This window comes from Bradyrhizobium sp. CIR18 (assembly GCF_014198295.1).
In the GTDB taxonomy this organism is placed as follows: Bacteria; Pseudomonadota; Alphaproteobacteria; order Rhizobiales; family Xanthobacteraceae; genus Bradyrhizobium.
In genome coordinates, this window is the sequence record NZ_JACIHF010000024.1 from 22,692 (window position 1) to 35,369 (window position 12,678).

Consider the following 12,678-nt stretch of genomic DNA (forward strand, 5'->3'; position numbering starts at 1 on the left):
TCGGCTCTCCCTTACATCATGACCAAAATCGGCTGCGCGTGCGGCCGCGGCACCCAGACGCTACTGGGAACGTGGGCACCGGTGACGACCTTGCCGGCAATTGAGGAAGACGCGAAGCGGACCCCGACGAGAAGGCGCTCTCGACCGGACCCCGGAATCTCCTCAAGGGCTCCAACACGCTTGAGCTCTTTGCGCCGCGTGGTCACAATTTTGTGGGCGCTCGCGTTGATTGCGCTCCGGAATTCCGCGCCTGGCATGACAACGAAGCTGCCGTCAGCTTCCGGCCACCCGCGCGCCCAGAGGCCGCAATAGCGCAACTCGTACTCGCCGCCGGCCGGTGGATGCAAAGGGACATCGATCTGCATCGCACCCTCGGCGCCCATCAGATCTTCCTCGTTGTCCGTCGCCGACAAAATGGTGCGGTACTGGCTCTCGAAGGCCGAATCAAAGGTCCGGCAGCCTGCGTCGAATATCGCCTGGCGGGCATCCCGGAAGTAGCGTTCCAGCGTGCCCCGCTCGTCCTCGGGCACGACCGGAAGAGTGGGGGTCTGCTTGTTGACGACGTTCATCAGGCCCGCCGCTTGGGCGACTTCAAAAAGGCGGTGCTGCAGAAAGAGCACGGGAAGCTTGTTCGGCCAGGGATCGGGCCAGGCGGTCACGACCAGCGCCTCGCGTGCGAATGACTTGGCAGGATCCAGCAGGTGCTTAATGAGACGCGTCTCAGCGCTGAGAGTCTCGCCCAGATAGACCGAATCGTGATTCTGGAGCACGTAGACCGCGGGCCCGGCCGGAAACACGACGTTGGCGAGCTCGCGCATGGGGAATGCGGTGACGGCGATGCGGCTCGCATTGTTGTAAATACACCGCGGTCCGGCGATTTCATCGCCGACACGGATGATCTTGGACGCGCAGGGGAGGTGATTGGAATTGGAAGACATTGTTCGAAATCCCTTTTCTGTCAGGGATCGCGAGGTCGAGATCACATCGGCGCTGAACTGCCAGTTCCGTCAGTCGGAAAGCGAGCAATCCGGACCCGTCGGATCCGCCACGGCGGACCAGATCGGGGAGCAAAGCGTCGTCGCGATCGTCACTGCGCCGCAACGGCGACGCAATGAATCGAACCTCGCGATCGGGAGGCCTAGCCGATGTTCGAGGTGCTGAACGCAGCTATGAAGTCCGCCAGAAAGCGGAACTCCCAAGCGTGCGAGCGAGACGGCTGCATCGCGTCGGGGCGGGGCACTGACAAGAAGAAAGGAAGAAAGGACGCCGAATCGGCGTTATAGATGGGCTTAGCCATGGGGATCTCCTACGGATCAACGTGGTTAGGCCGTCGCTCGGTATTACGAGTACTGGGCGGCGGCCGCGCGAATTTCGCGGTCTCACTGAGGTATTGTCCGATTCGACGCGTGTCAAAGGCGCGGCGAAAATTCTTCAAGTTCGTTAGTTAACGAACGGTTGGTGTTAGAACGAATTCGCGGGGCGCTCGTCGTCGTAGTGTTCGAGAATTGAGGCGCAGTCGTCGTTATCCATCTGAAATGCGGTCCTTTGGGGCTTGGGACGGTTGGCGCGCAACAGATCGAGGCGCCAATTGCCGGCAAGGTTAGAATACGGGGTCAGCCGCGAATTGCCGTAGCGGCGCCAGACGTCGGTCAGCGGCATGAAACGCCACTCGCCTTCGAATAGATGGCGTTGCCATCCTTGTGCACTGCCCTGGCGGGCAGGATGTCCCATTCGGTCACTCGGACCGACCAAGGCAGTTCGCTGACCTTGTTGACCACGTTGCCGCCGTAGAGTTTGTCGCGCGCATTCGGCAACCAGCATGCCTCGCGCGCGGACTGAGGGTCCTGCAGGGATTTGGTTATCTCGTCGTCGCGTTCCCGGCGCAGCGATTTGTGGATGAGCCCCAGCCGCATATCGAGCACCCAGAGCACCAGCTCGTCGGCCTCCGCGATGATCATCTGATTGCAATCTTCGAGCAGGAGCGGAAGGTCGTCGACCGAGACTTCAACGGACGGCACGCCCATGGCGGCGAACATCGCGATCGCGTTCTCGGCAACGCTCCGGTAGGAAACACGATGAGCTTCATCGCAAAGGGGTCTTCCGGATCGCAAATCCAGCGACGCTGCCAGAGCGGAGGCACGTTGCGATTCGAGGTGCTGCTTCATGTCCTCTGCATCTGCGCCAACCGCCACATAATAGACCCTTTAATCCTCACGCTCGCGCGGCGTCTCATGTCGGGACAGGGGGGTCTGCAGATTCATGCCGTGGTACGTTACGTCGCGCAAGAAGGGCAGCAGTTTGCGGGGCATCGTCTTTTGTCTCCTGGTTGGAAAAAGGCTACTTTCGGGTGTATCGCGCCTTTGGCGCAGCGTTGCTGATCGTTTGCTCCAGTACGCGCCAAGTAGCGCACACCAGGCGCGAGGATTCCTAATGAGCCTAACTGGGACGCGCGTTGAGCAGCGAGGAGGACGTCGAGATGGCGAGACGGCCCTGCAGCCACTCCAGGGTCCGGTCCGTCACGCTTTGATCGGCCTCTTCGAAGACCGTCATGGCCTCGATCGGGAATGTGACCCAGTCCTTCTTGGCTTCCGCGAAAACCGTATAGCGTGTCCGGGCGATGAACAATTCGACAGAACCGAGCGGGCCCGATCTCTTCGGCGCTCTCGGCATCGAGCGGAAGAGCCTGGCGATCGCAGCGTCGAACAAGGGCGCCATAATCAGCTCGAAATGCGGGTGATCGTGGGGGACCCCGCACCCAACATCATCGATCGTCATGTCGTTCTGTACGATGTCTTCCGTCGTCGCCCGCACGTACTTGACGTTGGGGTGTGCCGTGGGCCCGCAGCAAGCATCGCGATCCTCAGCGGTCGCGAAGACCTCGAAGCAATAGTAATGACTGGCGAGCGCAAGCGAGCGGTCGGAGACGGACGCGCGAAACTGAGGCTGGGCGAAAAAGAACTGCGGGGTCGGCATGAGATTTCCTTTGATATGATTCATCATGGGCGTTGCGCTTCAGGATCCGAGCGTCGAGAGAATATCTTCGGCTTCCTCATTGAGAGGCGTGCAGTCGAGCTTCTCCAGGCATCTTACGATGTCGCCTGCCGCCCGGATTGAGCCAGAGTCGATCTGCATCGGTGAGGCGCGGCACGGCCGCGCGCACCGTCCCGTATCTCACAAGACGCTGGATTTGCGCGAAGAGAGCCCGTGCACAGAGGCGCGCCGCGCGTTCGGGGACGTCGAGATCCAGAACGGTTTCGATGCGCGGCCGCAAATGGACTTCCTTGTGGGAGTCCGCCAGCCGCTCGATTTCGGCGTTGATCTCGCCCAACCCAAAGGCGCGGGAAAATTCGCAACAATCGCGCTGTTCGTCCTTGGCGGGTCCAGCGGTCCAGAGCGCTGAGCCAGCCTCGTCTGATCGTCGAACGCGACGAAAGAGCCGAGCTCGCCCTCGGCAGCAAATTCGATGAACTGGAGAACACTGACGGGACCGTCATCGGTCATCAGCGGCCACCAGCAACTGCCTTCGAACGATCGTACTACGTGCAGTTGTTCGGGATAGTCGTCGAAACATTCAGCGCCAGCGTGGATGCGATAGGCGTTCGGCGCCTCGCTCGGATCGATCTCGCGGACAATGATGATGACGTTCTCCGCGAGATGCACGCCAAGCTCTTTGCGGCACCTGTACAGCCGATAGGGCTGGTAGTAGGGCATGTGCAAGTTGATGCGCTGTTCCGTCACGTGAAAATCTCCTGACTTTTCTGCTGGCATGACCCTGGACGGTCCCACGAGAGACACGGCATCCGGCCGGGCGACGCCATACATCTTGCTTCGATCGATCTGGTTCGGCATCGACTGCTCGATCCTGCTAAACGTGCTGTTCCGGGCCGGACGTGTCCGGCTTCGGATCCTTGCCGAGATCGGGCTGGGAGTAGCGCTGGCGGACCCGGGCGATTTCCAGGGCGTCGGGCACGGGTACCGGGTAGCGCTTGTCGCGGCCATCCGCGCGCGCGTAGTGCGCCGTCGCCGACGCATCGCTGGCGTGGCCGAGCAGCGCCGCCACCATCGCGAGCCCGCGCAACTTTTCCTCCTGGGTATTCGCGGTTGCGACGTACGCGGCCTTGAAGCGGGCCGCCGCCGCATGGCGCACCGACGACAAGGTCGGGTGCTCGGTCTCGGTGCGGCGGGGAAACAGCGCCTTCGTGGTCCTGCGCATCAGGGATTCAAGGGTGTCCTGCAGGGTGTCGAAGCGTTCTTCCGAGGCGGCGGTCTTGGCCACGGTGATCCAAAACTGCAACTGCGAGACGAGATGATCAGGCAGTTCCGTCCAGCGCAGCGTCCGCGTCTCTCCGTGAGTACGGCCGTTGCTATTCTTGCCGTTCGTGAGCACGAGCTCCCACGCGTAGCCCTCCGTCGTGCTCGGTCCGAAGATGGCGGTCGGCCATTCGACGAAACGCGCGCCGGTCAGTTCGCCGCAATCCAGAGCGGCGACCAGCTTGTCGGCGTTCTCGCTGGTGGTGGCGAGCGCGTGATGGCGGATGCGAACAAGATCATCCGCGACGTCGGCCTTCTTCTTCCACTGCGACGTGCGCAAGTCGGCGGTGCTGCCCCGGCTGCGCCAACCGCTCAGCAGCGTGATGGCGGCGTTCAGATCGGCTGCGTGCTCCGGCCGAAGCCTGACCCCTTCGTTCATGGTGAAGGTGAGCGCAGCCCGGTACTGTCGGATGCTGGCGGGCCGCAAGTCCTTCATCATCACGACGGTGACGAGCTCGAGGGGAGCGAGCTTGCGGCCCGCAGTCTTCTCTTCTGTCTGGGCGATCCGCCTGGCGCGGTCGCGGTAATTTTTCACGGTCTTTGCATTACGGGTCATGTCAAGTCTCCTAGGCTTTCGTCCAGGGCGGCTGCAGCGGGTCGTGACGGCGGCAGTGACGGGCGATCTCATGCACGAACGACTCCGCGGCCGCCTTCGCTTCGCGGAGGTAGAGGGGGCTGTAGGGGCTGTAGATGATCGTCGTCTCCCTCGATTGCGGAGGCTGGATGTGACCGAGCCACAAGGCGATCTGTTCGTCGGGGACTGACTTCGCGCGCATATGGCGGCCGAGCGCGTGGCGGACTGAGTAGGTGTTCGCGCCGGGCGCAAGCTTGGCGCGGCGGCACGCGGCGTCGAAGGCGGTGTCGATCTCGCCGACCGGCTGCCCTCGCCATTGAACGAGATGGCCCGGCGGGAGATCAGTGGTCCAGGGCAGGAGCGTGCCCGGAATGGGGAGCGTGGGCCGCCATTTGCTGGTCTGAACCCGGCCAGGCGGATTGAGATCGATGATGTCTGAGCGATGATCAATCTGCGCTGCGATCGCATCGAGCAAGGCGCCGATCCGGCAGCCGAGATTCGCGAGCCAGACCAGGCAGATCAAGAAATGGATGAACTCGGCCTGGTCGATCGCGGCTGCAATTTCCTCGACATCCATCACGCGACCCTTGGGGCGCGCCGCGCGCAAATCATTCTTGGTGCAGAAATACGGCACGTCCGGCGCATGATGCCGGGACAGGCGGCGCTCTCCGACCGCCACCGCGCACGCCTTTCGTAAAACGGTCAGCGTCCGGTCAACGGTTGACAGCGCAAGGCCCTCTTCCATGGCTGCGTTTTTGAAGCGCTCGAACGTGCTCGGCACCATATGCTGCAGCATCGAACCGCCCATCAGACGCTCCATGCGCGCGATCGCGATAATGTTGAATTCAGCGGATGCCTGCGCCTCGGCCTTCGAACGATTGAATTCGAGCACTTCGGTCACCGTGCGGAGCGGTTTCTGGACGAGCGCTTCCTTGGGGTCGCCCGTGATCCCGCGCTCGATCAGGGAGCGCACAGCGGCCATCGCCGCTTCGAGATCGGTCGTGCCCAGAGAACGATAGAAAGAGGTTTTCTTGTCCTTGTCGTACCCGCCGACGTAGAGATTGTTGGTCCCGTCGTACGTGCAGATGATGTAGGGATCCATCGTGTGTCGAAGGGTGTAGGCCATCAACGCACCATGCCCACGCTCGCGTTGGGACGGCGTCCGGCCAGGCATTGCACGGCGGAGATCGCGGTCGCCAAACCGCTGAAACGCGGCGACCAGCGCATCGCCTGATGCTTCTCCGCGTCGGAGACGTAGAACGCGTCGCGGTATCGCAACACGCGGTACGCTTCGGTTTGATGGGGCTCGACGTATGCCATTAGCGCATCATCTCCATCGGGCTGGCATGGGCCCCGGCGTCCTGCGCCGCCGGCGAGGAGCTTCCGTCCGCCACGAAGTCGCGCACGGCCTTCACCGAGAAATAGAAGACACGAAATCCCTTGATCGCCTTGAGCCGGCCGTCCTTCTCCGCCTTGCGCACCAAACCGGCGCTGATGCCCAAGGTCGCCGCGACCTCAGCGGTCGACAGCAGTTGGTAGGACGAGAGTTCGTCGAGATTGATACGCATGATACTCAACTCCACATGTCTAACATCGCTGATATATTGCTTTGCGCTTCAATATGAGCCCTGATAGCGATTGTCAAGTTTATGTATAACAGATATGAGACATGATCTTCATGAAAGAATGTCCTCCAGTTTAATCAAAGTGCGCGAAATGCCTAGCATGTGCTCGATCTCGCCGCGAAGGCGGATGCGTCGCACCGTCGAGCTTGAAAGAAGCGTCGTGACATAGGCGGCCGGCAGCCGCCTGTGCTCTCGATAGTACCGGAGTACAAAGGCGGCTGCCTGCGGGCGCTGAACTTCGCGCTGGCGGAGCAGGAAGGCCACGCGGCGGGCTAGCCTATGCGGCGCGATTGCCATCCGAGCGCTCCGCGATCTTGGCCAGCGTGTTGCCGGTGAGCCGCCACCACAAGGCCAGCTCGGAGGCACAAGCGCGCGAGCGGAAGAGGTCAATGCCGAGACGGCGCGCTAGCGCATCACCATCCATCATCATGGCGCTAGCGACGTCGAGACCGGCGTCGGCACAGGTCTCGAGCGCCCTGCCGGCAACGCGCGGAATGGTGACGGTCGGAATCTCACCCGCCTTGTTGCGAAGACGGGTCAGACTCTCGGCTTGCTCGCTCAGGGGAGGAAAATCGAAATTGCCGGCACGGCCGCTCAGAACGAGCGCACGCTGAAGACCGGGGCGTCGAGCCTGTGGAGGGAAGATACTCCGGCCCAATCCACCACCACCGCGCCCTGCGACCTGGGGATTTCGAGGATTTCGTCCCAGAGAGCGGTGAGTACACCGCTCAGGCCGCCGGTGCGGCCAGCGGCCGTCGCGAAGTCCTCGGTCTTGATATAGACCTCGCGGTTCGCCGCGCCGGTCTCCGCGGTCTGGCGACGCCCCGTTTCAATACGGACCAGGGTCACCGAACGCCCGGCTTCGCGGAAGAGATGGCAGAGCCGGTTAGCGACGGTGCTCTTGCCGACGCTCGTGCCGTCGGCAACCACTTCCACCAAATCGGTGGGCTAAAAATGCACTGTTTTCTTCTTAATCGTCATCCTGCTCACTCCTTAATTGTTCGAGAAGTGCCGCTGAGCGGCGAGTGATGCCGGGACCTGCGTGGTTGCCGGCGAATTCGGCGAAGGCCGAATTTCTGGAAAGTGCGGGGATGCGGGCTGGGGGGAAGCCGAACGTCCCTGAAAGCTTGAGGGAAATCCTGCCTCGCTGCGCCGGTCTGCGGGATATTGCAGTGCATTCCCGGGCCTTGTAGGGACCTGCATGTCCCTGCCGAACGCCGCAGGTGCGTGCAGGGGGGCATCGAGGCGGGGGGCCGCGCGCTCTCGCGCGCGGGAAAGGGCGCTTGAGACCGTCCCTGGCGGCAGCGGGCTGCCATCCTCCCGGGCGATGCCGACCTCGGCCAGCATCCGGCCGATCATCACAGCGGTGGCGCCCCGCGCGGCGAGGTAATCGAACAGCGCCAGGTGGTCGTCGAAAACCTGTTGATAGGCGTAGCCGAAGCGGCAAAGCGCTTCCCGGCCGATCGTGATCAGCTCGTTTCGCCTGTCCTGCGGGAGGCGATCGATGAGAGGCTTACCGGCCTTGCGCGGTGTTCCGACGCTCATGACAAGGCCTCCGTCGCGCTGAAGGCGTTTCCACGAGACTTCCACGAAACCGCGAAAAAGCGTGAAAACCGGGCTTCATTGGCTGTCACGGAGTTGAACGAAAGCGAATTGAAATCAACGAGATGCGCCGGCGACCCCCACGTTGCGTGCTCGACGATCTGACTTGCGCGATCGGCCAGTGGACACAGCCGATTGGAGGGGCATGCAGAAGCGGATCATCGCGCTTATGGACGCGTTCGAGATGCATGACACGAAGTGATGCCGTGTCTGCAATGGGTCACAAGCGGCGGTGGAAGTGAGAACGGCCCCGCGTCCGGTCTACCACCGATAGCCGACACCGCAATGGCCGCGGCCTTGTTCGGCTAGGGCCATAACCCGACATGATTCCGCTGTGTGCGCATCCTCGATTCGGAAGCGCCGGGTCGCATCAGACGCTGGGTCTGCGACTACTTCTTGCGCGGATCGTCTGCTGGGTTGATGTAATCGATGCCTCCAGGACCGACGAACTGAACTTGGAGAATCCCCTCCTCATTTCCGGTCCAGGCGTAGTGAGCGTGTTTTGCCGGATAGACCCACAACGAGCCGGGCTTTAACGGCTCGCCTTTCTTCTCGAACTTTTCGCCATGGCTGGTCCCGACGTTGCCGCTGATGATCGTCACAACTTCGGAATAGGGATGAGTGTGCGGCGGCATTTGAAAGTTGGGGGGAAACTTGATCCGTAAGACGACCACATCTCCTGCCTTCGTCGGGTCGCCCACGAGAGTTGCAATCAGGACGCCCTTCGGGAAGGCCGGGTTCTCCGCCCACTTAAGCGCCTCTGGCGTGACCCGCGTCGGCGTATCTTGCGCCGTCGCCGGCAATGAGAATGCAATCAAGCCCGCTATCACCAAGAGTTCTCTCATGTGAGTTCCTCCCATTGTGAAGTAGAGCAAGGGACTATTAGAACTCTTACGGCGACCGGAGTCTATTAGAAACGAACTACCGGATTCCTGCGGAGGGACAAGTTTCGACAATGCCCGCTACGGGTCAGAAACGGCAATGCTCTAGCTGCGCGGAGGATTTCTGCTTAGCCACCAGCAACAGACTTCTGCGCCTTTGTGATTTTTGGCTTGCTCACGGCCCCTCAGGTTTAGCTGCTCATCAGGCCAGCATCGCGTCGAGCCATGGATCGGCGTCCGACCCATAGCTCGACGATGTGTGCGGTGCTTCGGCGTCGCCACCAAGCGAGGACAGCGTCAGACAAGCCGGGGTCTTGCCACTCCAGCTATCGAGGCCCGAACGCAAACCTCTCAACGTCTTCAAGGCTGGCGTCATACTGCCGGGTGCCACAGGCGCTGATCACGACGTTCCTGTGATCGACCACCATATAGCCGGGGCTATAGAATGCTCGCAGCCAGGACCGCGCGGGCGTCTTGCAAAGGCGCATATCCCGCTTGGCGAGCTGACGACGAACGCGATCTTCACGGATTTTGATTGAAGCCATAACAATGGGTTCCTTCTTAAAGGAAGTTCCACTGTTGTGGCGATCCCGCTAGCTCGCTTGTGGGTTGGCGAGGGGCGAGGGCAACCTTGGTTGCGCGCACCATCCAGCTAGATCGCTTTCGATCGCTCGTCAACGGCGACCGACAGCCCGCACATCGCTGCGGCGCGCTGGCCGCCCTGCGCGAGTTTGCAACTCGAATTCCGACCGCGAATGTTTTCCGAGCTGCGCATTGAGGGCCTCTTTCGAACGCCGAAGGGCGCAACCTGTCGACCATCGCGTTGTAGTCGGTCTGCGGGACGGTCGCGATCCACTCGTCCTGCGCTGCTCTCGTTCTTTCAATCCAGCCCGATGGGCCGCCCACCGAGCTACACGGAACGGGATGCGCAACGACCATATTTTAACGCTCAGCCAACTTGGAATTTGCGATGGCATCGGGAGATAACGGGAGCAACGCCAAGTCGCTCATCCCCAACGGGCCTCCAGCATCAGTTATCACCGGGCGGTAGCTTCGCAACCGCCCGACGCAGCTTGATTTCGATACACCGCGCGCAGATCAGCTCGCCGTCCCCGGCCGATGGCGCAAGAACGGTCAGTTCTTCTGGCGCGAACTCATCTTCGCAGTGATCGCAGCGGCCTGGGATTTCGAGCATCCGCGCATTGGCTCACGTAGTTGTGGCGGAATTCGGCAAAGGCCGTCGGAATGAACCCAAGAACCGCACCGCTGGTCAGTTGGTGTCTGAAGAACACAAAAAGTCGCGCCGACAGGGATGGGCGCGACTTTTCTCAAATAGCCAAAGACGATCAGGAATGATGCCCTCGACTATTTCTCCTTGATGACAGTCGTGCTGCTGCTGCTACCAACTGTCCCCTCCTCGCAGACTTTGGTCTGCTTGATGCGATCTTCGGCTTCCACGCGGCTCTTGAAAGCCAGCGGACCGATCTGTGTTATGACCTCCTTGTCCGCCGGACGTGTCGTGGTAACGGTGCATTGGCGGTTCGGACCCTGCACGACATAGTACTCATCGGCCAGTGCCGGGGCGACGCATCCGATGATGAATGCGCCAGCAAGAAGAAGTGGTGCCTTCATTGTCGCCTCTCTCTGTTCAAGTGCTGCCGACCGGCGCGATCGAAAACCATCACGTGCTATCGCGCACGCGACCGCTCATGCTCCATCCAGTCGGCGGCTCTGTAACTCATTGCGGACTGCAAGAGTTCCGAACGGCCACGTTCTGTGGTGAAGATAACAAGTGAGACCCAAGGGACCGTCTCAGAATTCAATTCACGCGCCCTGGAACTCCCCCGATTGCGTGCTCGCGTCAAAATACCAGAGTGGTAGAATACAAGAATTCGCACCGAACAGGGTGCATTCGAGACGGAGCTGGTCGGCAAGACCGTCGTCTTGACTGACGGCAAGGCTGGCACAGTTGATCGCGTCTTCCTCGATGATGAGCACGGACTTCGCATCTCGGTCGCGGGACATGAAGGTCGCTGGCCGATTTCGACGGTGAAGCACATTGAGGGCTGATCGGCCGTGCGCCCGGTGGCAGCGCACCCTTCCAGCAGCGCGCGCTCGGCGACCTGCGATCAATCAGTGGATGGTTGACTTCACCGGGTCTGCCGATTGATCGAGAGCTGTATTCTCCTCGGCCTCTCGCACTCGGCCCCGAAGGGTCTCAAGTTCGGCAAGCTGAGAAAGAAGCGCGTGAGCGCGCAGGCACAGGACAACGCGGTTGTATGCCCGATTACGTTTACTCACTGCACGCCCCCGATGTTTGTACAGTCGGCCGTGGGTCGGTTTTCAGCACCGTGTTGCAGGAGTTTCCTCACCCAGCCGGATCAAGTGAGCTGGTTGAGCTAGCGATGTTGCATTCCCGGAAGCGGGACGACAGCTCAAGCTCAGCCAGGTGCTTCCCTCGTCGAGGGGACTTTGAGCAACCAAAAGCGCTCACGCCGCCATATCCTGCGCCGATGGCGTGAGCGCATCATCTCGCATTGTTGGGAACGAGAAACTAGATGTGCACGGGTGATCGCGCACCGCATCGTTGGCTAAATGCTCCCAATACTCAGCTTCGGCGAGCAGTTTCCAACTTCTATCGGGATGATGCGCGGCAGTCTGACGGCACAGTAATGCCATCGCGCGCAGGCGACTCGCAGTATCCAACTACTCCTCCCAATGCTTTTGTTTTTTCCACCCTATTTTCTATTTTTGCGTCGGAGTCATTATGATTATGACGTAGAACCAATTTTAATTTCTAAGGCCCGATTCGGCTTTCGTTGCGGCTTCAAATCGCTTTTCAGAAGCTAAAGGCCAGCGCGGCCGACCTACAGCCCAAAGCCTCGGCCAATCTCCCGCGCAAGCTTGAGCGCGGCGTCGGTATGGCGGCCATAGAAGAACGCTTGATCAAGCTGTGAGAAGATGCCCATTGCAAATAGCGCGATGGCAATGCCTCTAAACATGGTTGTAGCCGTATTGAACGCATGGGTGCGAAAGTTCAAAACGGCCCCAGCCGCAGGATCGGGGTAAACAGCCGGGGCCGGTATTCCCATTCCAGTGTGCCGCATCGGCGGTAATCGGCACGCTTTCAGCTAGCCACACGAAAGCTAACGAACTGTTTCGAAGGACCCGAATTCGAATGAAAGTGCTTTGGAGACCCCGCTCACATTGCGGCAAGCCGCCGTAGGCCCTCTCTCGTGACTTGCTACGTCATACGAACTTGAAAGCGCGGCGGCGTCATGCTGAGCGCCAGGTAGACATCAGATTCGATGCCTTGACTTTCCCTCCGACCTCGCTTCGGCAAAGGCGTCTCATCGGGATCATCGATGTACGGTTGGATGATCTGCCGGGCTTCTCCTCACCTTGGCCTCTCGGCGCGAATGTGCAGAACGTAAATCGTGTTCTGAAACTCGTCCGTCACTTCCATCTTCCAGTCTCGACCCGGCACTAGCTTCCCGTCGATGCCTTGCAACGTCTGTCCAGCCATGACTGTGGCCTCCTTCCAGGCTGCATGTTTGTCAGGAAGCTCCTCGCCCTCGCTGTCGATCTCGATGCGCTCATGCGTGACGTGAAAGAAATATTTTGGCATGCGCGGTAATGCGCTACGTCAGGATTGGGTTCCGACGGCGACTTACCTCAGTTACCG

Annotated in this window: 21 protein-coding genes; 1 reads left to right on the forward strand and 20 read right to left on the reverse strand. The window is 60.7% G+C overall.

The features are described from left to right. Window positions 1-11: 11 nt before the first annotated feature. The 17 genes from GGD65_RS37715 to GGD65_RS37795 all read right to left on the reverse strand — a co-directional run bounded on the left by GGD65_RS37715 (window position 12) and on the right by GGD65_RS37795 (window position 10,625). The gene (locus GGD65_RS37715; protein ID WP_183238477.1) at window positions 12-938 is read right to left on the reverse strand and encodes a hypothetical protein; all 927 of its coding nucleotides are present in this window, start codon (window positions 936-938) and stop codon (window positions 12-14) included. 200 nt (window positions 939-1,138) lie between these two features. After that, on the reverse strand, window positions 1,139-1,297 hold the full coding sequence (locus GGD65_RS37720) for a hypothetical protein (RefSeq protein ID WP_183238478.1): 159 nt from the start codon (window positions 1,295-1,297) through the stop codon (window positions 1,139-1,141). A gap of 164 nt (window positions 1,298-1,461) precedes the next feature. Then, the gene (locus GGD65_RS37725; RefSeq protein ID WP_183238479.1) at window positions 1,462-1,659 is read right to left on the reverse strand and encodes a hypothetical protein; all 198 of its coding nucleotides are present in this window, start codon (window positions 1,657-1,659) and stop codon (window positions 1,462-1,464) included. Further along, complete coding sequence (locus tag GGD65_RS37730; protein ID WP_183238480.1) at window positions 1,650-2,165, reverse strand: hypothetical protein; 516 nt, start codon at window positions 2,163-2,165, stop codon at window positions 1,650-1,652. Before GGD65_RS37730 ends, GGD65_RS37725 begins: the two co-directional genes overlap by 10 nt. 271 nt (window positions 2,166-2,436) lie before the next feature. Next, window positions 2,437-2,973, reverse strand: coding sequence for a hypothetical protein (locus tag GGD65_RS37735; RefSeq protein WP_183238481.1), 537 nt, complete (start codon window positions 2,971-2,973; stop codon window positions 2,437-2,439). Between the two features lie 198 nt (window positions 2,974-3,171). Further along, window positions 3,172-3,849, reverse strand: a complete 678-nt coding sequence (locus GGD65_RS37740; RefSeq protein WP_183238482.1) for a hypothetical protein — start codon at window positions 3,847-3,849, stop codon at window positions 3,172-3,174. A gap of 16 nt (window positions 3,850-3,865) precedes the next feature. Then, entirely contained in the window at window positions 3,866-4,867 is a 1,002-nt protein-coding gene (locus tag GGD65_RS37745; RefSeq protein ID WP_183238483.1) for a hypothetical protein, read from the reverse strand. A 10-nt stretch (window positions 4,868-4,877) separates the two neighbouring features. Continuing rightward, entirely contained in the window at window positions 4,878-5,987 is a 1,110-nt protein-coding gene (locus GGD65_RS37750; RefSeq protein WP_183238484.1) for a hypothetical protein, read from the reverse strand. 23 nt (window positions 5,988-6,010) lie between these two features. Then, window positions 6,011-6,205: a hypothetical protein gene (locus tag GGD65_RS37755; RefSeq protein WP_183238485.1), complete on the reverse strand. Its 195-nt coding sequence runs from the start codon at window positions 6,203-6,205 to the stop codon at window positions 6,011-6,013. Then, window positions 6,205-6,453, reverse strand: a complete 249-nt coding sequence (locus GGD65_RS37760) for a helix-turn-helix domain-containing protein (RefSeq protein WP_183238486.1) — start codon at window positions 6,451-6,453, stop codon at window positions 6,205-6,207. Before GGD65_RS37760 ends, GGD65_RS37755 begins: the two co-directional genes overlap by 1 nt. Before the next feature lie 108 nt (window positions 6,454-6,561). Continuing rightward, window positions 6,562-6,807 (reverse strand): hypothetical protein, encoded by a 246-nt coding sequence (locus GGD65_RS37765; protein ID WP_183238487.1) that lies wholly within the window; start codon window positions 6,805-6,807, stop codon window positions 6,562-6,564. After that, window positions 6,788-7,168 (reverse strand): hypothetical protein, encoded by a 381-nt coding sequence (locus tag GGD65_RS37770; RefSeq protein ID WP_183238488.1) that lies wholly within the window; start codon window positions 7,166-7,168, stop codon window positions 6,788-6,790. Before GGD65_RS37770 ends, GGD65_RS37765 begins: the two co-directional genes overlap by 20 nt. After that, window positions 7,105-7,440, reverse strand: coding sequence for a hypothetical protein (locus GGD65_RS37775; protein WP_183238489.1), 336 nt, complete (start codon window positions 7,438-7,440; stop codon window positions 7,105-7,107). Before GGD65_RS37775 ends, GGD65_RS37770 begins: the two co-directional genes overlap by 64 nt. Window positions 7,441-7,503: 63 nt before the next feature. Beyond that, the gene (locus GGD65_RS37780; RefSeq protein WP_183238490.1) at window positions 7,504-8,055 is read right to left on the reverse strand and encodes a hypothetical protein; all 552 of its coding nucleotides are present in this window, start codon (window positions 8,053-8,055) and stop codon (window positions 7,504-7,506) included. 446 nt (window positions 8,056-8,501) lie between these two features. After that, complete coding sequence (locus GGD65_RS37785) at window positions 8,502-8,957, reverse strand: cupin domain-containing protein (protein ID WP_183238491.1); 456 nt, start codon at window positions 8,955-8,957, stop codon at window positions 8,502-8,504. A 238-nt stretch (window positions 8,958-9,195) separates the two neighbouring features. Next, on the reverse strand, window positions 9,196-9,357 hold the full coding sequence (locus GGD65_RS37790) for a hypothetical protein (protein ID WP_183238492.1): 162 nt from the start codon (window positions 9,355-9,357) through the stop codon (window positions 9,196-9,198). A gap of 1,001 nt (window positions 9,358-10,358) precedes the next feature. After that, entirely contained in the window at window positions 10,359-10,625 is a 267-nt protein-coding gene (locus GGD65_RS37795) for a hypothetical protein (protein WP_183238493.1), read from the reverse strand. Between the two features lie 258 nt (window positions 10,626-10,883). Here GGD65_RS37795 and GGD65_RS40610 point away from each other — a divergent pair, with 258 nt between their 5' ends. After that, complete coding sequence (locus tag GGD65_RS40610; RefSeq protein WP_312017771.1) at window positions 10,884-11,063, forward strand: PRC-barrel domain containing protein; 180 nt, start codon at window positions 10,884-10,886, stop codon at window positions 11,061-11,063. Window positions 11,064-11,483: 420 nt separating this feature from the next. On the opposite strand, the gene GGD65_RS37805 is transcribed toward GGD65_RS40610, so the two are convergent. The 3 genes from GGD65_RS37805 to GGD65_RS37815 all read right to left on the reverse strand — a co-directional run bounded on the left by GGD65_RS37805 (window position 11,484) and on the right by GGD65_RS37815 (window position 12,621). Then, window positions 11,484-11,699 (reverse strand): hypothetical protein, encoded by a 216-nt coding sequence (locus GGD65_RS37805; protein ID WP_183238537.1) that lies wholly within the window; start codon window positions 11,697-11,699, stop codon window positions 11,484-11,486. Window positions 11,700-11,860: 161 nt separating this feature from the next. Beyond that, on the reverse strand, window positions 11,861-12,034 hold the full coding sequence (locus GGD65_RS37810) for a hypothetical protein (protein ID WP_183238538.1): 174 nt from the start codon (window positions 12,032-12,034) through the stop codon (window positions 11,861-11,863). 356 nt (window positions 12,035-12,390) lie between these two features. After that, on the reverse strand, window positions 12,391-12,621 hold the full coding sequence (locus tag GGD65_RS37815; RefSeq protein WP_183238495.1) for a DUF6894 family protein: 231 nt from the start codon (window positions 12,619-12,621) through the stop codon (window positions 12,391-12,393). Between the last annotated feature and the right edge of the window lie 57 nt (window positions 12,622-12,678).